Raw genomic sequence first — 24,503 nt, forward strand, 5'->3', positions numbered from 1 at the left:
ACCTTCAGCACCCCAGCACCCTTCGCACCCTTCGCACCAGCACCCTTCGCACCAGCACCCTTCGCACCAGCACCCTTCGCACCCTTCGCACCAGCACCCTTCGCACCCTTAGCCCCCTTAGCACCCTTGGCACTACTGCTTGCGTACCTCGATCACCGCCGTCGCCGTCCGTCCAAAGACTTCCGGCTCGTACATCTCCTCGGCGTGCGCCGGCGCCGTCCGGAACGTGCCGGCGGTCGTGGCCCGGACGACGTAAGCAAACGTGTGGCGGCCGGGATCGAGTCGGGTGGCGAACAGCTCGACGCGGTCGTCGTGCCGCTCCACGAAGTCGAAGCCGCCGTGCTGCCACCACGAGAACCAGTCCGAGGATTCCTGCTGATCGTCCTGCACCTTCGCGAGCGCCGCGGCCGACGTCGCGAACCAGGATTCGACCGGCTCGAAGCCGGCCGGCAGTGGATCGGTGACGGCCACGAACCGGCGCTCCTTGGTGAGCGTGAGCGTCAGCGTGACCTGAATCAGATCGCCGGCCTTGTAGCTCGTGCCGGCCGGACGGCTACCGCCGCGAGCCGGCTGTGTCGACGCGGCGTCGACATACGGTGCGTAGCTCCGTGCCATCTGGATACCCTGGTCGAGGCCGGTCTGGTACAGCCGATCGGCGGCGTAGCGGAGCCGCGCAGAGTAGAACAGCGTACCGGCGCCCGTGCGAGTGAAGGTGAGCGGCTGCTCCGCGCCGGCTGGCCCGGTCGTCAACAGTCTCGCCATCGGTACGTCGACCGACCTGGCGTCGGTCGACCGTCCCTGGAATTGAGCGGTCGCGAGCGGCGCCTCGCCGAGCGCGGCGACCGCGGTGAAGTTCGGCGTGACCGACTCGAACTTCCGGTAGTAGGCGACGAGCGATTCCATCGCCAGGGCGTTCTCCTGCGTGTTGCCCCAGCGGCCGTTCTTCCGCGCCTGCATCAGCCACTGCACCATCGATCGCGCCTGCGCGGCGTCCCCGTCACCGCTCGAAACGAGCGTCCTCAGCACGATTGCCGTCGAGCGGACGTTCGAGTTCCAGAACCACATCAGGTAGGGATCGTTCAGCTCCTCGACGTGTGCGGTGGCCGCTTCCGGCAGGATCGCGTTGCTGACGCGGCGCCTCAGGTCGGCGACGCGCACGCCGTTGCCTTCCCCTTTCGCCACGAGCGCGTCGGTCAGGTACGCCAGCGCGAACACCGGCATGCGGTCGCGGTAGCCGTAGAGCCGCGTCAGGTTCGAGTCCTGGTTGCGGCCGTTCTCGACGAGGACCTTCACCGCGAATGTCTGCCAGGCGGTGTAGGCGGGCCACCAGCTCTCGTTGGTGGGCGGCTTCTGGCCAAGCTCGCGCTCGAGGTACTCGGTTCCCTTCGCCACCATGGCGCCATCGACGTCGTACTTGAGGTCCCTGGCGACCTTGAACACGTGCAGCAGGTAGGCGGTCAGATACGGCGACTGGCTGTAGCAGGCGCCCGGCCAGTAGGCGAACCCGCCGTTGTCGCATTGGAAGCGCTCGAGATCCCGCAGCGTGCTCTGGACGGTCGTCCGCAACTGCGCCGGTTCGATGCCCGGCAGCCTGAAGGCCTCGCCCAGATCGGCCGAGAGCAGCAGCGCCAGCGCGCGCGACCCTCGCTGCTCGGCGCAGCCGTACGGATACTCGACCAGATAGCGGGCCCCCTCGCCGAGACCGACGAGCGCGGTCGAGGCGAGGTCGAGGTGGAGGCCCCCGAACGTCGCGACGACGTCGGTCGGCAGCGTCAACTTCTCGACGGCGGTTGCGGCCCCATCGGTCGCTTCGCCGACAGCCGACACCGTTTCGGGCGAGACGAGAACCTCGACCGGAATCGAGTCCTGGAAGGCGTCGCTCTCGCCGGCGAGCTTCACCGTCATCCGCACGCGCGCGCTGCCGCTGGCGCGGCCGGCCGCCTCGAAGCGGATCTCGGCGGAGCCGGCGGCCGGAATGTCGACCGTCTGCGGCCCGCCGGCGGCAAACTGCAGGATCGACGGATCGAGGCTCTCGATCGTCACGGTCGCCGGGCCGCCGGTCTTGAGCTGATTGGTGACAACGGCTCCGAACGACGCCTTGTCGCCCACCGCCAGGAACCGCGGAAACGCCGGCTTGAGCGTGACCGGCTTGTTGATGCGGATCTCGCTGTCGGCCGAACCGAAACGGGACGTCTTGTCGCCGGCGACCGCCATGATCCGGTACGTCGTCAGCGACTCGGGCAGCTTGACGTCGATCGACGCGTGGCCGCGGCCGTCGGTGACGACCGAGCCGAGCCAGAACGCCAGCACGCGGAAGTCCTGCCGGACACTGTCGCCGGTGGCGGCGCCGACTCCGCCGCCGCCGCCGTCGGTGTCTCCCTTCGGCGTCAGCACGCGCCGCGACACGATCTTCTGCCGGGTGTCCTCGGTCAGGACCTGCAGCGCCTTGTTCACGTAGACCGATCCGAGGACGTCTGGCGTGCGGTAGGCGGTGAGCGAGAGCACGCCGTAGTCGACCGCCCAGAGCGTCACTTCGCTCGACGCGGCGCGCCCCTGCCGATCCTTCACGTCGACCGCGACGGTGGCGGTGTTGGCGGGGCGGTACTCCTGCTTGTTGGCCGCGACCGCGACGGTCAGACGCCGGGTGGCGTCTTCAACGCCGAGCTCGACGTAGCCCATTCGGAATGCCGGCTTGCCCGGATCGCTCGGATCATCCTCGTCGTTTGCGCCGGCCGGCGGCGCGGCGGCGCTTCCCTGTGGGACGACCGCCGCAATCGGCCGGGACCGCCCCTTCACGAGCAGCACCGACACGTAGACGTTGGGGATGTCATCCTCCGTCAGCGGCACGTCTATCGACTGCTGTGTCGAGGTGAGCGCGAACTGGCGGTGGGTGCGGATGCCCTCGCGCTCGGTCGTCACGATTGCGGTCGCGCGCTCCCACGGCGACTGAATCATGATCTTCGCCGTATCGCCCGGACGGTACGTCTTCTTGTCGGCGACGAGATCGATGCGGTTGTGGTCGTAGCGCTGCCACGCGGTATAGCCGTCGCCGAGCGCGTAGAACGATTCGCGGGTCACGGTGAAGCGGCCGCGGTCGGCCGACGCGCGCGCCTCGAGCACGTAGTAGCCGCCCGCCGGCACCGGCGCGGTGAACGGCAGGGGGCCGGCCGTGCTCGTGACGTGCCACTGGCCGGCCGGCACTTCCTTGCGCTCGGTCTCCCACGTATAGAAACCGTTGCCCTCGGCCCGGCGCACGCTCTGCCACTGGATCTGCGTCAGCGTGACGTCGATCGGGACGCCGGGCACCGGCTTGCCGTCGAGGCCGGCGGCGACGAGCTCGGTCCTGACGCCGTCCTTCTGCTGATTGAACAGCGGCAGCGTGCGGACGCCGACGTACCACGGCGCCGGGTGCACGAGCATGCTCTTGCGGTTCGCGATGTGCTGCCGCGACACGTCTTCGACGTCCCCTTCGAGCGTATAGCTGTAGGGCAGGCCGGCCTTTGCGTCGGTCGTCAGCGTCAGCGAAAGCTGGCCGTCGGCGCTCAGCTGCGCGTCTGCCGATCCCATTTCCAACTTCGCCGTCCGCTGGCGCTCTTGATAGCCGACGAACGTCCACCGTTCTTCAGGGAACCGGCTGGTGATCGCGTCGGGCGCTCCCCACACCGACGTGCGCGTCAACGTCCAGTGTGCCGGCCGCTTGTTCATCGGCGCGCCGAACAGATAGCGCGCGGTCACCACTCCCTTGAGCGGCTCGCCCGCCACCGCCGTGTCGGCGGCACTCGGCGAGCCTTCGGCCGGTAGGCCGCCGAGCGTCACGTCGACGCGGAAATCCGGGCGCCGATAGGCCGCGACCAGGAACGAGCCGAAGACCATCTTCTTGCGCTCGCGCCAGTCGTCCTCGCCTTCTTCGTCGCTACCGGCGACACCGGCGGCCTTCGATCCGGTGGCGGTCTTCTTCGGCTTGTCCGACTCGAGCACCGCTTTTACCGAGTAGCTCCCGAGCGACCCTTGCGGCGGAACCGTGAACGTCCACTCGCCGGTGCTCCATGCGTTCACCTTGACGAGGCGCTCGTCGACCACGCGGTTGCGCGGATCGGTGACGGTGATCGAGACCGGCGTCCCGTCGGCCAGCAGCCTGATCCCCTGCGGCGTATTGCTGCGCAGCACCGCCTTGACGTGGACCTCCTCACCCAGCTTGTAGACGCCGCGATCCGTGAACACGGTGCCGCGCAGCAGCGGCGCCGCCTCGTCGAGATCGAACTGGGTGCCGTAGTCCCATGGCAGCACGCCCTCGTTCCAGTCGCTTCCCACGTAGGCGACGTCGCCGTCCTTCTCGGCGGTGACGATGAACGCGAACGTCTCCCAGTTGCGCGGATCGCGCAGCCGCGACTGCGGCGCGATGGCGACCCCGTCGGCGCCGGTCGTGCCGGTCCATGCGACGCGGCCGTCGGTGCGCACGATCGACACAGTCGCTCCGGCTACCGGCGCCGCGTCGTCGAGCCGGGTGACGAAGACGAGCGTGTTCTGCGGACTGTCCTTGACGCTGATGCCCAGGTTCGTCACCTGGACGACGGTAGAGTGCGTGATCGGGCTGCCGTCACGCTTGTGGCCGGCCTGGGCGCGGCCGACCGGGTCTCCTTCCTCCACGGCGGTCCACACGATCCCGGTGCCGTTCGCCTTCAGCGCGCCGGACAGATCGAGGCCGTGCGCGTTGGTGCGGTCGACCGCGCCGCCGAGGCGGCGTGCCAGCGGCGGCGTGTCCGGCACGCTCTCGAAATTCGGCTGCAGGCGCAGCAGCGTCGGCATGAGCTGGGCCGGGTCGATCGTCATCGCCCACTGCTTCACGTTCTGGAAGTTGCGCGCCGAGAACGGCAGCACCGCGCCGCCGCCTTTCTCCCACACGCCGTGGCCGTCGCCGAAGCTGGTGAACGCCCGCCGGTGCCAGGTCTCGACGGTGCCGCCCCAGGGGTAGTCGAGCGTCTGCCCGTCCGAGGCGACGAACGTCGCGGGCAGCGACACGAACACCGTCGTGGCGGGCGCCTGTTCGACGCCCGCGTCGGCGAGCGTCAGCCCTTCGGACTCATCCTGTTCCCACGAGTCGCGCTGGCGCGGCGCCGCCCTGGTGAGCGGACGCTCCCGCTGCGCGCTCGTGACGTCGGCGGCACGCACGGCTCCGACAAACGCGGCGGCCTTGACCGGCACCGTGAAGTTGAGCGGATTGAAGCCGTCCGGATCGCAGCGGGAGGTGCACCTGAAGCCCGTCGCGAAAAACGCCTGTTCCACCTTGACGGTGAAGCCGTCTGGCCGATCGGCGACCGCGGCGCCGGCGAGCGACGGCACGTGTCCGTCTGTCTCGACGCGCACCCAGCTCTCCGGCGGCACCGGGGTCGTCAGCCTGACGACCACCAGTTCGGGCGACGCCGGAAAGCGTTTCCTGTCCCAGTCCTTCGCGAGCTCGAACGACACTACGCCGGCCGCCGAGGCGGCGGCGGCGACCCGCGCCACCTTCCCGCTGAACTCCGCCGCGGCGTTGGCGTCGATCGTCCGAAGCCGCGCCTGTCCGGCTGGGGACAGCTCTGGAGAAGAGAAAGGATGGCCTTGAAACGTTGCGCGCAGGTGCGTAACGACAGCCTCAGGTTTTACCGGCTGGCTGAAGCGCAGCAGGACCAACGGAGCGGCGTCGAAGCGTCCGCCGGGACGGTACCAGTTCGTCTCCAGCAGCCGGACGGTCGCGGTCGTGAAGCTGAACGCGTAGCGCTCGGCGAGCTTACGGCCGCTGGCCGCGGCGGCGCCGGCCGCAATCGCCACGTCGTACCGCGTCGCCTTGGGAAACGGCTTCGACGGCGTGAAGATCAGGACGGTCGTCCCCGACCAGCGGAACGTCCCGGCCACGTTCGGAGCGATGGAGAAATACGCGGGCCGGCTGCGCGACGACACCTGCGCGAGCGCGACCATCGGTTCGGAGAACGTGACGCGGATCTCGTTGTCCTGCCCGGCCTTGAGATCGCCCGATGGACCGGCGCTGACGATCCGCAGCGCGCCGCGCGGCGGTGGCTGCGGCTGCGGCGTCTCGGCCGCGCCGACCGTAATCGAGAGAAGGACGCAGAGGGCGAACGCGGCGAACGGCTGTCGTGTCATGGGTGTCTCAGGGAGCGCAGGCATGATACCGAACCCTGATCCGTTGGACACCACCGCAACGGCTACGGCACCGACGCCTTTTTCGGCCACCACGGTCGCCGCGGCGCCTGCCGCTCGGCCGGATCGGACGCCAGTGGGGGGTCCTGCGCCCCGGCGCCGCCGCGGCGGTCGATGCCGCCAGGCATGAGCCGCCGATCGTCGCCCGCCTCGAACTCGTGTCCGATCAACTCGGCCTGCGCGCGCAGCTTCGGCAGCGCCCGGCGGTCGCCAACCGGGAACAGCCGGCAGAAATCGTCGATCACTTCGGCGGCATCGAGACCGATGACCCTCGCGTAGTCGCGGACGAACGCGCGTGCAAACAGTCCGCCGGGCCATTTGGAGAAGTCGTTGCTCTCGAGACCCGCCCAGAGCTCGAGGCTGACGTTCGTGCGCTCGGCGAGCGTCTCGAGAGAAATACCGCGGCGTTCACGTTCGCGCCGCAGGCGTGGACCGAAGCTGTCTCGTTCAGACATGACGGCCACCCGGCCAGCGCAATTCCCGCGCCGCAGGCCGGCCCAATGATTTCCGGCTTCCCGGCTGCCGCGCGGCGTACGGCGGAGACGTTCCTGTAATCGAATTACGATGATGAGACGCCATGGTCTGGTGCCTGGATTTCCACGCCGCCTACCGCTGCCGCCATGCCGGTGCCTGCTGCCGCGCCGGCTGGCCAATTCCGTTCGAGGACGGCACGGTGGCGGCGCGCGACGCGCCGGGCGGGTGTACGTTCCACGACGCCGAGGCGCAGCGGTGTTCGCTGCATCGCGCCGGCGGCCTGCGCGCGCTGCCGCTCACCTGCCGCATGTTTCCGCGGATCGTCCTGCACGATGCGCGCGGCACGTTCGTGTCGCTGTCGCACTTCTGCCCAACCGCTGCGTCGCTACTCTTCGACGGCGGCGGCGCGGCGATCGTCGAGGCCCCACCGGCGCTGGCCGACGTCGGCGAGCTCGACGGCCTCGATGCCCGCGCCGAGTGGCCGCCCCTCCTCCGGCCCGGTGTGTTGATGGATCTCGACAGCTACGCCGCGTGGGAGGCGCGTGCCGTCGCAGCGCTGGCGGACGGCAATGGCAGCCCGCGCGCCGCCCTCACCGCAGTCGACGCCGTCACGCAGCGGATCACCGCGTGGACGCCGGGGGCCGGCGCGCTCCTCGACGCCGTGCACGCCTCATTCGACCAGCTGCCCCGCGCGTCGCCGCCGGACCGCGGTCCGGCGATCTCCCGGGACGAGGCCGCCGTCGGACGCTGGCTCGCGGCGCGCCTATTCGGTGCGTGGACGGCCTATCAGGGCCACGGTCTCGCGGCGACTCTCCGGCATCTGCGGGCCTGCCTCGACGTGCTGGAGACGGAGTGCGATGGCGGCGGCAGCACGCTCGAAGCGATCCGCCGGAGCGATCTGCGCATCCTGCACGGGCCGGGCGATGGACCCGACCCGCTCGGCGGCGTCATCCGCGGAGCCTGAACCGCTGGAGCTTGCCGGTCGGCGTGCGCGGCAGCTCGGACAGGAACTCCACCCATCGCGGGCGCTTGTACTCGGGCAGCGTCGCGCGGACGAACTGCTGCAGCTCGACGGCGAGCGCGGCGGAGCCGGCGACGCCCGGGCGCAGGACGACGAACGCCGCCGGCTTGGCGAGCCCGTCGCTGTCGTCGCGGCCGATCACCGCGCACTCGAGCACGGCGGCGTGCGAGAGCAGCGCGGTTTCCACGTCGATCGGGCTCACCCACTGCCCACCCACCTTCAGCATGTCGTCGCTGCGGCCGGCCGGCCAGAAGTACCCATCAGCGTCCTGCCGGTACCGATCGCCGGTGCGGATCCAGTCGCCGTGAATCGTGGCTTTCGTCTTCTCGTGCTGATTCCAGTAACCGGCGCAGATCGAGTCGCCGCTCACCCACAGATCGCCGATCTCGCCGGCGGGCACGGGCCGCTCGCGCTCGTCGAGAATCGCCGCGGCGTAGCCGGGCACGATCAGCCCGCTCGATCCCGGCCGGATCGCGCCGGGCCGGTTCGACGTAAAGATGTGCAGCGCCTCGGTCGAGCCGAGCCCGTCGAGGATGTCGACGCCGAAGCGCTGCCGGAATCGTTCGTAGAGGGGGGCCGGCAGCGCCTCCCCGGCGGAGACGGCGCAGCGTATCGAATGCAGATCGAACCCGCCGGGCTGCGCCAGCAGCATCGCGAAGCCCGTCGGGACCGAAAAGAACACCGTCGGCCGATGCCGGTCGATCGCCGCAAGGACAGCCGCGGCGGTCGGCGGACCCGGCATCAGGATGCTGGTCGCGCCGACCGCCAGCGGAAAGTACCCGGCGTTGCCGAGCCCATAGGCGAAGAACAGCTTCGCGACGCTGAAGCAGCGATCGTGCTCGTCGAGCTGCAGTACGCCCCTGGCGAAGAGCTCCGCGCACACCACCATGTCGTGCTGCAGGTGCACGCAGCCCTTCGGCGCGCCCGTGCTGCCAGACGAATACAGCCAGAAGGCCGGTGCGTCCCGGCTGGTCGACTCGGCGTCGAGCCGCGGCGATCCCGTCGACAGGAGCGTGTCGAGCCCGCGCCCGGCGGTCACGACGTGCCGCAGCGCCGGCAGGTCGCGGCGGTCGATCGCCTCGAGTTTCGGCAGCAGCTCCTCGCTGACGATGGCGACGCGCGCGCGCGAGTCGGCGAGGACGTGCCGGTAGTCGGCCGGCTTCCACAGGGTGTTGAGCGGCACCGGGACGGCGCCGATCTTGATGGCACCGAAGAAGGCCACGAGGAACGCCGGCGTATCGAGCATCAGCAGGACGACCCGCTCTTCCGGCCGCACTTCCAGCGACTCGCGCAAGGCGCTCCCGCACCGGTTCACGCGCTCGGCGAGCGCGGCGTAAGTGACGTGCTCGTCGCCGCACTCGATGGCGACCTTGCCGCCGCGGCCGGCGTCGAGGTGACGGTCGACGAAGTGCGCCGCGGCGTTGAACCCCGCCGGCACGCCGAAGTCGGCGGCAGTAGTGATGGCGGCCATGCGGTCCCCGCGATAAGGTAAACCAGATTGGGGAGGCCGTGATGGCGGTGCTCGAACGTTTTCTCCGTTACGTGCGGGTCGATACCCGTGCCGATGATCGATCGACAACCTGCCCGTCGACGCCGGGCCAGATGACGCTGCAGCGGCTCCTCCGCGACGAGCTGCGGGAGCTTGGACTCGCCGAAGTCGATCTCGACGCCAACGGGTATCTGATGGCGACGGTTCCGGCGACACCTGGCGTCGACGAGGCACCGGTCATCGGGCTCGTCGCCCACGTCGACACGTCGCCCGAAATGCCGGGCGACGGGGTGACGCCGATCCTCCACGAGCGCTGGGACGGCCGCGATATCGTGCTGCCCGACGATCCGTCGGCCGTGTTGCGTGCCTCAGAGCAGCCGGACCTGGCGCGTCAAATCGGACACGACATCGTCACCGCGTCGGGGCGGACGCTCCTCGGTGCCGACGACAAGGCCGGCGTCGCGGTCATCGTCGAGGCGGCGGCGCAGCTGATGTCGCGCCCGGATCTGCGGCACGGGCGGATCCGCGTGGCCTTCACCCCGGACGAGGAGATCGGCCGCGGCGCCGACCGGTTCGACGTGGCACGCTTCGGCGCGCACTGCGGCTACACGCTCGACGGCGGCAACGTCGGTGAGCTGGAGTTCGAGAGCTTCTCGGCCGACGTCATGCGCGTCACCTTTACAGGCTTCAACACGCACCCGGGCTATGCGAAGGGAAAGATGGTGAACGCGATCCGGGCCGCGTCCCGCTTCGTCGACCGCCTGCCGCGCGAGCGGCTGTCGCCGGAGAGCACCGCCGGCTACGACGGCTTCGTGCATCCGTACCAGATGGAGGCGTCGGTCGACCGCACCTCGGTGCGCGTGCTGCTGCGCGATCACGCCACGGCGCGGCTGCGCGATCAGGAGGCGCTCGTCCGGTCGCTGGCGGGCGCGGTCGCGGCCGAGACCGGCACCCAGGTCGGCTTCGACGTCACTGAGCAGTACCGCAACATGCGGGAAGTCCTCGACACGCGTCCCGAAGTGGTCCAGCGCGCCCGCGCTGCGATCCGGCGCGCCGGATTCACGCCGATCGAAAATCCGATCCGCGGCGGCACCGACGGCTCGCGGCTGTCATTCATGGGACTGCCGACGCCGAACCTGTTTGCCGGTGAGCACAACTTCCATTCCCGCCTCGAGTGGACGTCGCGCCAGGATCTCGAAGCGGCTGTCGCCGTCGTTATCGAGCTGGCGCAAGTCTGGGCGGTGTAACCCGCCGAATCGTTACTCCGCGCGCCGCATCCCGAATCACCCCGCGCTCCTTCCCTCCTTCGCCCTCCTTCGTGTTCTTAGTTGACCCGGAAGGACAGCAGCGCCTTGACCTGGTCCGCCCCATGCGACGCCGCGAATTCGAAGACGTAGTCGCCGCGGCCGACCGACGCGATCGGCAGGTCGACCTCGTACGGGCCGGTCGCGGTCTTGCGCAGCGGCATGGTCGCCAGCTTCGCGCCAAGACGGCTGAGCAGGGCGACGGTGACGGTCGCGTCGGACGCTGCCGCGCCGAGGACGTCGAAGCGGACGATGATCCGGTCCGTGCGTTCGAACTGGCGGCCCGCAAACGGCGTCGGCACAGCGGCCTGGATCGCGCGCAGCTCAAGCGGCGTCCGCGCGCGGTAGAGGATCGGCGTCGCGATCGAGAGCGGCAGGGCGGAGAAGTCCGGCACGTCAATCGTGGTGTCCTGGCGGCCGGCTGTGGAACTCGGCGTGTCGTTCAGCGTCTGCCGCAGGTGAATCGTCCCGGGCGCCGCCGCAAAGCTGACCGGCCCGGCGGTCATCGGCCCGTCGAAAAGGACGCGGCCGTCGGCCGCCGTCGCGTGCAGCAGGACACCCGACGCGGCTGAGCCCTCGCGCGGCGTCCAGATCGCCGTGATCCGCGGCGTGCCGTCGTCTCCGACGCTGGCGCCCGCCCAGAAGTCTCCGGCAGACGGCAGATGCGGCGCATCGACCAGCGTCGAGAGCGCCTTCTCGATTTCCGGCGGCGCGGTGTTTTCCGCTGCCTTGCGCTTGGCCGCCTCCATGTCGACGGCCGACGGCGCGTAGTAGCCGGTGCGCGCCTTCACCTCCACACCCGGGCGCTTCACGTGCACGGCAATCTTGTGGAATTTGCCGTCGGTCGGGTTCTTCTCGGAGCGGTAGCCCACCAGGTAGAAGGCACTCGCCTCCTTGACGACCGTGCGGAGCGCGGCGGCCGGCGCGTTGCCCGAGAACTGCCGGCCGCCCGTGTTCTCCGCGAGCGCGAGCAGGATGTCCGAGACGCGGTTGGTCATGTCGAGGCCGCGCGGATCGAGGGTGTAGATGGTGGTGTTGTTGGCGTTGGCGAGACGGATCGCGCCATCGAGCCAGGTGTAGTTGTCGCCGGGGCCGTCGCCGACGCGTCCGATCGTCTGCGAGACGAAGATGATCGCCTTGCGTCCCTCCTTGAGCTGTCCGAGATACGCAATCGTCGACTCGAGCGCGCTGGTGGTGACCTGCGAGCGCAGCCGCTCGATGTCGCGCATCTGATACATCTGCGCTTCCTCGACGCCGCTGCGGACCGGCATGTAGACGTTGAGGCGCCCCTGGAGCTTGCGCGTCTGCTCGGCGAGCGCGCGCCGGTCGCGTGTCAGGCGGATGGCGTCGGTGGGCGTCAGCTGGTCCATCAGCGCCACCAGATCGGTCGGCCCGAACGCGCTCTGCACGAAGTCGCCGAGCACTTCGCGGCCCCGGATCGCCGGAACGAACTGCCCGATATGGTACTCGTCCCAGAAGATGACGAAGACGCGGATATCGTCGCGCGCCGCTTCGACCGCCGCGTGTTCAGGCGATCGAATCGCGAGCGACACGTCGTCGTCGGGCGCCTCGCCGGTCGCGTGAATCATTTTGATCGTGTCGACCGTCTGCTGGACGCCGTCTTCGCGGACCTCGAAATCGTCCCTGCTCAGATCGGTAACCGGATTGCCTTTGCGATCGGTGACGGTGACGTCGACGCGGACGCTCTCGGTGCCGCCGCGGAACACCGGCGGGCGCTGACCCTGCGGCGGGGACGGCTGCGAACCCTGCGGTTGACCCGTCGCGGGTGTCTGAGTGGGAGGCGGGGCGGTCGGCGGTGCCTGCTGTGCGGAGAGCGCCGCGGCGGCCACCAACGCGGCGGCCAACGCCAGCAACGGTTTGCGCATGGGTTCGATATCCCGGATGTTTGACAGGCGACGCGAACCGGAACTGCCATCATACGCCGTTCCTGACGGCGATTCAGTGACGGCGGCGGGAGCCCGGTCACGCTCAGCCGCGGTTCCGTCCCCCATTCTCCAGCCTCGGTCTACGCGCCGAACGTGGCCATCACCGGTCCGTGATCGCTCGTGCCGAACTCGCGCTGGATGACGCAGGACTGCACCGTCTCGAAGAGCGGCTGGCTCGCCAGCACGTAGTCGAGGCGCCAGCCGATGTTCCGCTCGCGCATCTGCCGCCACGGCGCCCACCAGCTGAACAGCTGGTCGTTTGCTGGCTCGAGCGCGCGGCTGATGTCGACGAGCCCGTTGCCGATGATGCGTTCGAGCAACGCGCGCTCTTCGGGAAGCTGGCCGATGGCGCGAGGTTTCCGCTCCTTCGGATGGACGTCCATGTCAGTGCGCGCGATGTTCAGGTCGCCGCAGAGCACGGCCGGCTTCCCCGCCGCGTGCAGGTCCCCTGTGAACCGCTGCAGCGATTCGAGAAACCGCAGCTTCGCCGGGTAGTCCTTGCCGCCGTTGGGTACGTAGATCGAAGCGAACAGGATCCCGTTCACCTCCGCGGTGACGATCCGGCTCTCGTAGTCGAAGGCGGGATGGGCAAACACCGGACGCTCGGCCGCCAGCGACTTGCTTACGTGCAGCGCCACACCTGAATACCCTTTCGTGCCGTGCCAGTAGCACCAGTACCCCTCGATCTCGCAGAGCCATACCGGGAGCTGGTCGGGGGCCGCCTTAATTTCCTGCAGGCAGAAGACGGAGGGCTGTTCGCGCTCGATGAAGTCCTGGAGCTGCGCCTGACGGGCGCGGATGCCGTTGACGTTCCAGGTGCAGACCTTGAGCACGACTTGATTGTAGAACCTGTGACAGAACCTGACCTGGGCGGCTGGCGAGCGGGACCGCGGCTGGGTCCTGGAAGGGAGGATCGGGACGCGATCAGCGGCTGCGCGGCGGCCGGTCAGGACCCGGTATGGCGGTCGCGCGAAGGGTTTGTCTCAGAATTCTGCCCGACGCCCGCACCCTCGGGGATGGCCTCCCCTTCCAGGTGCGACGGTTCCGCACAGGCGGTCTGCCGCTCGTCGATCAGGGTGACGACAATACCGTCGTACGTCTCGTACACGCCGGCGGCGCACCCGCAAGGGAGTATCCGGCTGGTCAGCCCGCGCAGAATCCGCATCCTGGGCTCTTAGACCCCGGGTCCGGGAAGCTGGTTTAATCAGTCCAACGCGTCGGCCACATGCGGCCGCACCGCTGCCACGACATCCCGTGCGCTGTCGCGCGCGATGACCGCGTCGGACTCGCGATAAAGGACCGCCGCACAAGCAGTTTTGCTGAGCTCGCTTATCCGTATAATCACGCCACCCTTGGCCCTGACTTCCGGCGTCCGCCTCGGCTCGTACGAAATCGTGTGCGCCCTGGGTGCGGGGGGCATGGGCGAGGTCTACAAGGCCACCGACACGAACCTGAAACGGTCTGTCGCGATCAAAGTCCTGCCGGCGTCGGTCGCCGATGACGCCGAGCGCCTGGCTCGGTTCCAGCGCGAAGCCGAAGTGCTGGCCGCCCTCAATCATCCCAACATCGCCGCCATTTACGGGATCCTGGATCGGAAGGCGACGGGAAGCCACGTCGCGCTGATCATGGAACTCGTCGAGGGCGAGGATCTGTCCGCGGTGATCGGCCGCGGCGCGCTTCCACTGACTGAGGCGGTGCCGATCGCGCGCCAAATCGCCGAGGCGCTGGAGGCCGCGCATGAGCAGGGGATCGTCCACCGCGATCTGAAGCCCCAGAACATCAAGGTCCGCGCCGACGGGACGGTGAAGGTCCTCGACTTCGGTCTCGCCAAAGCGCTCGGGCCCGAAGGAACGAGCGCGGCGGCCGACGCAATGCACTCGCCGACGCTCACGGCGCGGGCCACGCAGATGGGCGTGATCCTCGGCACGGCCGCGTATATGGCACCCGAGCAGGCGCGCGGCCGCGCGGTCGACAAGCGCGCGGATATCTGGGCGTTCGGCGTCGTGCTCTACGAGATGCTGACGGGCACTCGCCTTTTCGACGGCGAAGACGTCTCGGAAACACTGGCCGCTGTGCTGACGCGCGATGTGCCCCTCGCATCGCTCCCCGGCCAGATCCCGTCGCCGGTTCGCGCGCTGATTCGTGACTGCCTGGCGCGCGATCCGAAGCAGCGCCTGCGCGACATCGGCGACGCACGGCTGGCGCTGTCCGACACGATCGCGCCGCCGCCGCCGGACGGGCCGGCGCGGCAGCCGCTGAGCCGGGCGCTGGCCGCCGTCGCGATCGTGTCGCTGGCACTTGCCGCCTTCGTCGGATGGTGGAAGCAGCCGGCGCTACCGCCGAAAACCACCATCCGTTTCACCCTGTCACTTCCGCCGGGGCAGGAAGTCACGTCGTACCCGGCGATCACGCGCGACGGCCGCACCATCGCCTACGTCACCCAGCAGGGCACCGGTGACGCGCAGCTCTATCTGCGCGATCTCGGATCGTTCGAGCCCCGCATCGTCGCCGGCGCGAGCGGCGCGCGGCAACCGTTTTTCTCGCCGGACGGCAAGTGGATCGCGTTCTTCGCGCAGGGACAGCTGCAGAAAGCCGAGGTCGCGGGCGGCGCACCGGTTCACCTCGCCGAAGCCCCCTACCCGTTCGGGGGAACGTGGAATGAGGACGGCACGATCATCTACACCACGTCGCTGGGCTCCGGGTTGCTGCGCATTCCTGCGGGCGGCGGCAAGGCGGAGGCGCTGACCAGGCCCGACGGCGCGGCACAGGGCTACGCGCACGTCTTCCCGCAGGGGCTGCCGGGTGGAAAACGCGTGTTGTTCACGGTCTGGGGACAGGGACAGGGCGCCGCGGTACTGTCGCTCGATACGGGCCGCTCGGATCTGGTCCTCCCTAACGCCGGTTTCGGGGCCGCGGTGTTTCAGGCGAACGACGCCTCGAGAGGGCGGCTCCTGGTGGTCGACGGGTCATCCGGCGTCAGGGCCGCGCCGTTCGACACCGCGCGTCAGGCCCCCACGAGCATCGAAACGTCGCTGCTCGACAACGTGAACTTCGACGTCGAAACCGAGAGCCGTCCCTGGCTCGCGATCTCGGAAACCGGCACGGCCGTCTACGCCCCTGGCAACCCGACGAAAACGTCGCTGGTTTGGGTCGATCGCCAAGGAAGGGTCGAGGCGGTCGGCGCCGGGCTGGACGAGTATCGCGAGGCGGTGATCTCGCCGGACGGGATCCACGCCGTCGTCCGGCACGACCTCGACTTGTGGATTCACGATCTGCAGCGCGGCACCCGCAGCCGCCTGACGAGCGGCAGCGGCAGTAACATCATGCCCCTGTGGCGCGCTGACGGCACCCGGATCGTGTTCGCATCGAATCGCGGCGGCGACTGGGACATCTACACACAACCGGCCGACGGATCACGGCCCGCGGAGGCGCTGCTGAAGCGCCCGCGCGACCAGTTCCCGTTGGCGACCCTGGCGGACGGGACGCTGCTCTACACCGAAATCGCGCCCGACACGGGACGCGATCTCTGGATTCTGTCGCCCGACGGCAAGAGCTCGCCGCTGCGCATCACGCCGTACAACGAAATGGGCGGGCAATTCTCGCCGGGGCCTGCCGGTGGCCCGCGGTGGCTCGCCTACGTGTCCGACGAGTCCGGGCAGAACGAAATCTACGTGCAGTCCTATCCTGGCGGCGGCCAGCGCGTCGCGATCTCGAGCGGAGGTGGCATCCTTCCGACATGGTCGCCCGACGGCAGAGAGCTCTTCTACGTGTCGGGCGACGCGTTGATGGCCGTGCCAATGCAGGCGGACGGTTCCGCCGGCGCGCCGCGGCGACTGTTCGACCGGTCGACGATGCTGTTCAACCACCGCTTTCACAGCTACAGCGTGTCGCCAGACGGCAAACGGTTTCTCATGATTCAGCGTGATCCGACGTCGATCCCGCGGCAGTTGAACGTGATCGTGAACTGGTAGCGTCCTGTCCGGGGGCCGTCCTCCAGCGCACTCCAAGGGTCGCCTCGCGGAGCCGCGTCGCCGGCGCTTCTTCGCTCCCTTACCGCCGCGGCTTCGCCCGCGCGGTCGGCGGCGCCGTCCACGGATCTTCGGGCCACGGATGCCGTGGATAGCGCCCGCGCAGCTCCTTCCGCACGTCCTGGTAGGTCGTATTCCAGAAGCTTCGCAAATCCCGCGTTGTCTGCACCGGCCGTCCGTTCGGCGCCAGCAGCTCGAACGTGACGGGGACGCGGCGCGGCCCGAGCCACGGCGACTCGGCGAGCCCGAACAGCTCCTGCAGCTTCACCGCGGCGACGACACTGCCGTCTTCGCCGTAGCGAAGCGCGGCGCTGCGGCCGCTCGGCACCGGCAGCGCCGCGGGCGCGAGGCGATCCAGATCGCGCACCAGCGGACCGGCGCTTCCCGGGAGGGCCGCGAGCGCGGCGCGCAGGTCGACGGCGTCGAGCGACGAGACGCCGGCCGCCGCCCTGTCGAGCAGCTCGTCCTGATCCACGTCGAGCTCGGCGAAGCGGAGCCGTCGCAGGAGCTGCGCGTCCTGCTCCCGCCAGCCGCGTTCGCGGTATGCCTCCGCGATCAGCCGCGCGGCGCGCACCGGATCGACGGCGACCGGGCGCTCGCCGACAACGATGGCGCCGCAGCATTCGCGTTCGATCGCGCGGACGCGTCCGGCCGACGCGTCGAATTCGTGCACCACCTCGCGCGTCGTCTCGAGCCAGTCGCGCTCGACGGCGCTGGCGATGCGGATCGTCGCTTCGGCATTCTCGCCGCGACGGCCCGCCTGCACGTCAACCGCCACGACGAACTCGGCGTCGCGGACGCCGCTCTCCCGCCCCAGCACCGCGCCGTGCCCCGACGCCAGCAGAAACCGCGGCGACGCGGTTGCCCGCCGCCGCGCCACGCGATCGGGATAGCCGCTGAAGATGGCTCTGCGGAACGCCTCGTCGCCGAGCGGCTGACCTCCGCGCGTCGCGGTGTCGTGGTCGGTGGCCAGCCGCGCGGCGATCTCGCGCACGCGCGGCGGCAGCGCGCGCTCGTCGTCCACGGCCGACAGCAGATCGCTCGTCGTCGTCGGCGGGTGCCGCAGGGGTGCGTGGCGATCGGAGAGCAGCGCGCAGGCGAGCGCGACGGAGCGGGCGCCGCCGGCCTCGATCAGCATGCGCCCCAAGCGCGGGTGGAGCGGCAGCCGCTTCAGGCGTTCGCCCAGCGGCGTGACCCTGCCGTCGCGGATCGCGCCGAGCGACCGCAGCAGCGCGAGCGCCGCATCGACGCGCTGCGCCGCCGGCGGATCGAACCACTCGAACGTCCGCGGATCGCCGCCCCAGGCGAGCACGTCGAGCGCCGCGTCGGTCAGATCGACGCGGTGGATCTCGGCCTCGCCGTGCGGACGCAGCCGGTCGGCGCGGTCCCACAATCGCAGCACGCGTCCTGGCGCGAGCCGTCCCGACCGGCCGGCGCGCTGCGCTGCGGAATCCGCCGGGATGCGTTCGAGCGACAGCGAGTCGATGCCGCGATCCTCGTCGTAGCGGGCGACTTTGTGCAGGCCGGTGTCGACGACCGCGGTCACGCCCGGAACGGTCAGCGAGGTCTCGGCGATGTTGGTGGCGAGGATGACTCGGCGGCCGGACGGCTCGGCCACGGCTCGATCCTGCTCGTCAGCCGGCAGCGATCCGTGCAGCGGCAGTACATCGACGGCGCCGCCGACCTCATGGCGCACCTCCCCGAGCGCGCGCGCGATCTCGCCGGCGCCGGGAAGAAAACAGAGCACGCTGCCGCCGCCCGACGCGGTCAGCTCGGCAACCGCGGCAGCGACTGCCACCGAGGGGCGGTAGCCGACGTCGATCGGGTGCAGGCGCCCAGGCACGTCGACGTGCGGACAGCCGTCGAGGAAGGCGCGAACAGGCTCGGCATCGAGCGTCGCCGACATCACGACCAGCCGAAGGTCGTCGCGCGCGCGCCACGCCTGCCGCGCCAGCGCCAGGCCGAGATCGGCGTGGATGCTGCGCTCGTGGAACTCGTCGAGCACAATCGTGCGGAAGTCCGCGAGCAGCGGATCCTGCTGGAGCCGCGCGGTGAGGATCCCTTCCGTGGCGAGCAGCACGCGGGTGGCGTCGCTGAACCGGCGCTCGAAGCGGACGTGCCAGCCCACCTCGCGTCCAGTCGTCCATCCCCGTTCGTCGGCGATTCGCCGCGCCATCGCCCGCGCCGCCACCCGCCGCGGCTGCAGCACGAGAACCGGCCCGTCTTCCGCCAGCGCCGGCGGCACTCTCGTCGTCTTTCCCGCACCGGGCGCCGCGGTCAGGACGAGCGCGCGATGCCGGCGAACGGCGGCGAGAATCCCGGGAACGTAGGGATCGATCGGCAGGCTGGTCACGGACGTACTCACGCAGAGCTCGCCGCGATCATTTCACGAATCGTCTATCGCTAGTCGGCCTGCAGCGCGCGGACGGGATCGATGCGCAGCGCGCGGCGCATCGGAATCCAGTGCGCCAGGAGTGCGACGCCGGCGAGCAGCACTGCCGACGACAGCAACGTCGCCGGATCGACCGGGCTGACACCGTAGAGGAGCGAACCGAGGTAGCGCGTCGTGACGAGCGCGGCGGCGGTCCCCGCCGCGAGGCCGGCGGCGACGAGCGGCACGCCGCTGCGCAGCACCAGGCGCGACACGTCGCCGCGCTGGGCGCCGAGCGCGATCCGGACGCCGACTTCCCTCGTCCGCTGCGCCACACCGTACGAGACGACGCCGTAGAGACCGAGCGCCGCGAGCAGGACGGCGACCGCCGCGAAGCCGGCGAGCAGCCGCGTCACGAACCTGCGCTGCGCCCCCGATTCCCCAATCAGCGACGCGAGCGACGCCACTTGATACACCGGCACGGACGGATCGATATCGCGCACGACGCGGCGGGCGGCGGCCGCGACCGCCGTGGCATCGGCCGTCGCCGTCTTCAGCACGGCAACGCTCGCGTCCGGGCGCTGCGCCTGCGGGTTGTACATGGCGGCGCGCGGCGGCTCCGTCAGATCGGCATGGTTGACGTCGCCGGCCACGCCGACGACGGTGATCCACGGACCACGTTCGGCGTTGCCGATGCGGACCTGAGAGCCGATTGGGCTGTCATGGCCCCAGATGAGGCGGGCGGTCGATTCCGAGACGATCAGCACCGCCGGCGCGGCCGCGCGATCGTCGCCGGTGAAATCGCGGCCGCCGCGCAGCGGAATCCCCATCGTCTGCAGATAGCCAGGCGTGACGCCATACCGCTCGATGCAGGGATCGTCGGCGGCATTGGGCTTCATCCGCCCCTTGACGTGCAGCGCCGAGCAGTCGTAGTTGCCGCCGAAAGGAATCTGGCCGGCGAGCGCGACGCGCTCGACGCCCGGGAGCGCCGCGAGGGCCTCGAGCGTCCGCTGCTCGTAGGCGACCACCTGCTCGTTGGTCGCGTAGGCTTTCCCGCCGAGCGAGAACTGGAACGACAACAGCTGGCGCGCGTCGAATCCCGGCGTCACCCGGGTCAACGCGTCGACGGTGCGCAGCATCAGGCCGGCGCCAGCCAGCAGCACGAGCGCCAGCGCGAGATCGACGACCACCAGCGTCGACCGCGCACGCGATCGGACACCGACGCTTCCGCGCGAATCGATCACCAGCGTCGCGCGCGGGTCCGCCCTGCCGGCGTGCAGCGCGGGCACGAGACCGAAGACGACCCCCGTCGCCATGGCGACCAGCGCCGTGAAGGCGAGCACGCGTGCGTCGACGCTCACGTGGTCGAGCCGGGGCAGCGACACCGGCGCGAGCGCCGCGAGTCCATGGATGGCAGATGCGGCCAGCGCGACGCCCGCGATCGCGCCGCCGGCGCTGAGCAGCACGCTCTCGGTGAGCAGCAGACGGACGATGCGCGTGCGCCCGGCGCCCAACGCCGCGCGCAGCGCCAGCTCGCGCCGGCGGGCCACCGATCGCGCGAGCTGCAGGCTGGCCACGTTCGCGCAGGCGATGAGCAGCACGAACGCGACGGCGCCGAGCAGCACGTAGAGCGCCGCCTGCACCTGACCGGTGAGCGCCCGCGCCAGCGGAATGACCGCGATCGTCCCTGTTTCGTAGTCGGCAGGATGCTCGCGCCGCATCTGCTCGCGAATCACCTGCATCTCCTCCGCCGCCGCCGCCGCCGTCGTGTTCGGCTTCAGCCGTGCGAAGCCGCGCAGGTGCTGACAACTGCGGCACGACGATGGGCCGCTCAGGTCGTAGCCGAGCGGTGCCCAGAGTTCCGCAGACAGCCGTTCGTAGCGCTGCTCCGCGAGCGGCTCGTACGCCGCCGGCATGACGCCAACGATCCGGAAGGCGCGGTCGTTCATCACGATCGTGCGGCCGACCACGGCCGGATCGGCGTTGAAGCGGCGGCGCCAGAGCCGGTCGCTGAGGAGCAGCACCTGCCACGACGCCGACCGATCGTCGTCGGCGGTGAAACCGCGCCCGAGCGCCGGCCGGACGCCGAGCATGTCGAAGTAATTCCAGCTGACGCGGGCGGCGGGCACCAGCTCCGCCTCGCCGTCGACCACCAGCGTCGGTCCCCACCCGCGCATCAGCGCGAGCGACTCGAACGAGCGGCTGCGCTGCCGCCAGTCGGCGACCGTCGCGAATCCGACGTTCGACGAGAAGCCCGCGGCCGTGCGATCGCCGACGGTGACGAGGCGATCCGGCTCGACATACGGCAGTGGCCGCAGCAGCACGGCGTCGACGACCGTGAAGATGGCGGTATTGGCGCCGATCCCGATCGCCAGGGTGGCCAGCGCCGCGACGGTGAAGCCGGGGGCCCGGCGCAGCGCGCGCAGGCCGTCGCGGATGTCCTGGCGCAGCGTGTCGAGGCCGGGGAGGCCGCGCTGGTCGCGCCACGCCTCGGCGATCTGGGCGCTGCCGCCGAGCTCGAGACGCGCGGCGCGCCGCGCCGACTCGGCGTCCCGTCCACCTTCGCGGTGCCGCGTCTCGAGCATCGCCGCGTGGAAGGCCAGCTCACGGCGGAGGTCCGCGTCGCGGCGGCGGCCGGCCCCGAAGGCACCGGCGATCCGCGCCAGGAGTTCGCGCGCGGTCATGGCTGGCCGTCGGGCTCGCCGAGCAGGCGCGAGATGATGCCGGCCATGCGCTGCCAGTCGTCCGCTTCGCGCTGGAGCTGCTTGCGTCCGGCACGCGTCAGGCTGTAGAAACGGGCCTTGCGGTTGTTCTCGGAGGTGCCCCACTTCGACGTGATCCAGCCGCGCTGCTCGAGACGGAGCAGCGCCGGATACAGGGTGCCCTGGTTGAGCTGCAGCAGCCGCTCCGACACCTGCAGCAGCCGCTGCGCGATGCCATAGCCGTGCTGCGGCCCCATCGTGTCGAGCGTCTTCAGCACCATCAGGTCGAGGGTCCCCTGCAGGACGTCGGTCTTCTTGCTCATGTGGAATGTCAACAGGAGCATACGGCAGTTCATGTTGGCAGTCAACAGAAGCGGAGCGCCGCGACCGTGACCGCCGCGCCCGGGTGTGACTGGCAGTCTCACCCTCCCGATGCGGCCGACGACGCTGAACGCCGGGCCGGCGGACGCCGTCTAAGTCGAGCATGTTGACGGATCTGCGTTTCGCCGCCCGGCTGCTCTGGAAAGACCGTGGCTTCACCGCCACCGCGATGGCGACGCTGGCGGTCTGCATCGGCGCCAACGCGGCGATTTTCGCCGTGGTCAATGCCGTCCTGCTGCAGCCGCTGCCGGTGCCGCACGCGGAGCAGCTGGTCCACATGTCCAACGAGTACCCTGGCGCCGGCGTCGTCGACGGCCACGGCTCGACCGGCGTCCCCGATTACTACGACCGCCTCCGCGAGACCGACGTCTTCCAGGAGCAGGCGCTCTACAACAGCCGAGGCGTGACGCTCAGCGGCAACGGCGAGGCGCAGCGCATCGTCGCGATGGCGGCGACGCCCTCGCTCCTCCGGATGCTGCAGGTCCAGCCGGTCCGCGGCCGCGCGTTCAGCGACGCCGAGGGTGAGATCGGCAAGACGAGCAGCGTCGTCCTGACCTACGCGGCGTGGCAGCAGTGGTTCGCCGGCCAGGACGCCGCGCTCGGCCAGACGCTCCGCTTGAACGGCCAGCCGTACACGATCGTCGGCGTGCTGCCGCGCGGCTTCGGCTTCCTCGAACCCGACGTCAAGATCTGGATCCCGGTCGCCTTCACCGCGGACGAGAAATCGGACGAGTCGCGCCACAGCAACAACTGGACGTACATCGCCCGGCTGAAGCCCGGCGCGACGCTCGAGCAGGCCCGACAGCAGATCGACGCGCTGAACGCCCGCAACCTCGATCGCTTTCCCCAGCTCAAACAGATCCTGATCAACGCCGGCTTCCATACGATGGTGGTGCCGCTGCAGGGCTTTCTGGTGCGCGACCTGCGGAGCACGTTGTACCTGCTCTGGGGCGGCGTCGTCTTCGTGCTGCTGGTCGGCGCGGTCAACGTCACCAACCTCACGCTCGTCCGCTCCAGCGCGCGGATGAAGGAGCTGGCGACCCGCCACGCGCTCGGCGCCGGCCTCGGGCGGATCGCCCGGCAGCTGCTGACCGAGACGCTGCTGCTGGCGCTGGCCGGCGCGGCGGCGGGCCTGGCACTCGGCTGGGCCGGCGTCCGGGCCCTGGCGCTGCTGAGCCTCGACGCCACGCCGCAGGGCACCACCGTCGCCGTCGACGGCACCGTCGTCGGCTTCACGCTCGGGCTGGCCGCCGCGCTGACCATCCTCATCGGCCTGGTGCCCGTCCTCAGTCTGCGGCACATGAATCTCAGCCAGGCGTTCCGCGAAGACGGGCGGTCCGGCACGGCGGGCAGAGGCGCGCGTCTGGTGCGCCGGGTGCTGGTCACCGTGCAGGTCACGTTCGCCTTCATGCTGCTGATCGGCGCCGGACTGCTGTTCGCCAGCTTCCAGCGCGTCCTCGCCGTCCGGCCCGGCTTCGAGACGTCGCACGTCCTGACCGGCACGGTGAATCCGCCGCCGGCGCGCTACAAGGGAGACGACGAGACACGTGCGTTCTGGATCCGACTGCTGGATCGCGTCCGCGCCCTGCCGGGCGTCCAGGCGGCGGGCATCACCAGCAATATTCCCCTGTCCGGCAACACGAGCGACAGCGTCATCCTCGCCGAGGGCTACGTGATGGCGCAGGGGGAATCGCTCGTGTCGCCGTTCCAGGCGTCGGTCTCCCCCGGCTATTTCGAGGCGATGAACATCCCGCTGACGCGTGGCCGCTACTTCGCCGCGTCCGACGACGATCACGCGCCGAATGTCGTGATCGTCGACGCGCGGCTCGCGGCGCGCTTCTGGAAGGGACAGGATCCGATCGGGCGGCGGATGTGGAAGCCGGAATCGGCACAGGCACTCACCGCTGGTCCCGGACCGAAGACGCACTGGTTCACCGTCGTCGGCGTAGTCGGCAACATCCGGCTGACCGGCCTGACCGAGAAGGAGCCGGTCGGCGCCTACTATTTCCCGGCGTCGCAGGACGTGCGGCGCTACATGGTGATCGCGGCGCGGACGACGGGCGACCCGTCGGGAGCGGTCGCCGGCATCCGCGAGCAGGTGCGGCAGATCGATCCCGAGCTGCCGTTCTTCGCAGTGAAGCCGATGCAGCAGCGCGTCGACGAGTCGCTGGTCAGCCGGCGCGCGCCGATGCTGCTCGCGTCGCTGTTCGGCGGGATCGCGCTCTTCCTGGCCGCGGTCGGCATCTACGGCGTGCTCGCCTATCAGGTGACGCAGCGCCGGAAGGAGATCGGTATCCGCCTGGCCCTCGGCAGCGACGGCCGGCGCATCTTTACGTTGATCGTGTCGGAGGGGCTGCTGCTGCTCGCGCTCGGCGTGGCGATCGGTCTGGCGGGGGCGGTCGCGATTCGCGGCGCCATGGCGACCCAGTTGTACGGCGTGGAGCCGCTCGATCCGGCCGTGCTCGCGATGGTCGCCGCGGTACTGGCGGCCGTCGCTTTCGTGGCGTGCGCGGTGCCGGCGCGCCGCGCCGCGCGCATCGATCCGCTGGTGGCCCTGACGGATCAGTAAACGCCATCGGCGATTTGTGGAAT

13 protein-coding genes are annotated in these 24,503 nt (G+C 70.1%); 4 read left to right on the plus strand and 9 right to left on the minus strand.

What is annotated here, in order from left to right:
• Positions 1-132: 132 nt before the first annotated feature.
• Complete coding sequence (locus VGI12_04245; GenBank protein ID HEY2431863.1) at positions 133-6,138, minus strand: MG2 domain-containing protein; 6,006 nt, start codon at positions 6,136-6,138, stop codon at positions 133-135.
• Between the two features lie 62 nt (positions 6,139-6,200).
• The gene (locus VGI12_04250; protein ID HEY2431864.1) at positions 6,201-6,650 is read right to left on the minus strand and encodes a helix-turn-helix transcriptional regulator; all 450 of its coding nucleotides are present in this window, start codon (positions 6,648-6,650) and stop codon (positions 6,201-6,203) included.
• A 122-nt stretch (positions 6,651-6,772) separates the two neighbouring features.
• Between VGI12_04250 and VGI12_04255 the strand changes: the two genes are divergently transcribed.
• Entirely contained in the window at positions 6,773-7,633 is an 861-nt protein-coding gene (locus tag VGI12_04255; GenBank protein HEY2431865.1) for a hypothetical protein, read from the plus strand.
• Here VGI12_04255 and VGI12_04260 read toward each other — a convergent pair.
• Entirely contained in the window at positions 7,617-9,161 is a 1,545-nt protein-coding gene (locus VGI12_04260; GenBank protein HEY2431866.1) for a benzoate-CoA ligase family protein, read from the minus strand. The two genes, VGI12_04255 and VGI12_04260, sit on opposite strands and share 17 nt — an antisense overlap.
• A 41-nt stretch (positions 9,162-9,202) precedes the next feature.
• Here VGI12_04260 and pepT point away from each other — a divergent pair, with 41 nt between their 5' ends.
• Entirely contained in the window at positions 9,203-10,426 is a 1,224-nt protein-coding gene (pepT, locus tag VGI12_04265) for a peptidase T (GenBank protein HEY2431867.1), read from the plus strand.
• 77 nt (positions 10,427-10,503) lie between these two features.
• Here pepT and VGI12_04270 read toward each other — a convergent pair whose 3' ends face one another.
• From VGI12_04270 to VGI12_04280, 3 genes are all read right to left on the minus strand, one after another.
• Positions 10,504-12,369 (minus strand): VWA domain-containing protein, encoded by a 1,866-nt coding sequence (locus VGI12_04270; GenBank protein ID HEY2431868.1) that lies wholly within the window; start codon positions 12,367-12,369, stop codon positions 10,504-10,506.
• A gap of 140 nt (positions 12,370-12,509) precedes the next feature.
• Entirely contained in the window at positions 12,510-13,262 is a 753-nt protein-coding gene (locus VGI12_04275; GenBank protein ID HEY2431869.1) for an exodeoxyribonuclease III, read from the minus strand.
• Between the two features lie 113 nt (positions 13,263-13,375).
• On the minus strand, positions 13,376-13,594 hold the full coding sequence (locus VGI12_04280) for a hypothetical protein (protein ID HEY2431870.1): 219 nt from the start codon (positions 13,592-13,594) through the stop codon (positions 13,376-13,378).
• Between the two features lie 187 nt (positions 13,595-13,781).
• Between VGI12_04280 and VGI12_04285 the strand changes: the two genes are divergently transcribed.
• Entirely contained in the window at positions 13,782-16,400 is a 2,619-nt protein-coding gene (locus VGI12_04285; protein ID HEY2431871.1) for a protein kinase, read from the plus strand.
• A 79-nt stretch (positions 16,401-16,479) separates the two neighbouring features.
• Here the strand turns inward: VGI12_04285 and hrpB are convergent, their stop codons facing one another.
• Genes hrpB through VGI12_04300 form a run of 3 tightly spaced genes read right to left on the minus strand, consistent with a single transcriptional unit; the run spans position 16,480 to position 21,874 of the window.
• Positions 16,480-18,822, minus strand: a complete 2,343-nt coding sequence (gene hrpB, locus VGI12_04290; GenBank protein ID HEY2431872.1) for an ATP-dependent helicase HrpB — start codon at positions 18,820-18,822, stop codon at positions 16,480-16,482.
• Between the two features lie 38 nt (positions 18,823-18,860).
• Positions 18,861-21,512, minus strand: a complete 2,652-nt coding sequence (locus VGI12_04295; protein ID HEY2431873.1) for an ABC transporter permease — start codon at positions 21,510-21,512, stop codon at positions 18,861-18,863.
• Entirely contained in the window at positions 21,509-21,874 is a 366-nt protein-coding gene (locus tag VGI12_04300; protein HEY2431874.1) for a PadR family transcriptional regulator, read from the minus strand. Before VGI12_04300 ends, VGI12_04295 begins: the two co-directional genes overlap by 4 nt.
• A gap of 140 nt (positions 21,875-22,014) precedes the next feature.
• On the opposite strand from VGI12_04300, the gene VGI12_04305 reads away from it, so the two are divergent.
• The gene (locus VGI12_04305; protein HEY2431875.1) at positions 22,015-24,480 is read left to right on the plus strand and encodes an ABC transporter permease; all 2,466 of its coding nucleotides are present in this window, start codon (positions 22,015-22,017) and stop codon (positions 24,478-24,480) included.
• The last annotated feature ends 23 nt before the right edge of the window (positions 24,481-24,503 follow it).

The organism is Vicinamibacterales bacterium (genome assembly GCA_036496585.1).
Lineage (GTDB): Bacteria > Acidobacteriota > Vicinamibacteria > Vicinamibacterales > 2-12-FULL-66-21 > JAICSD01.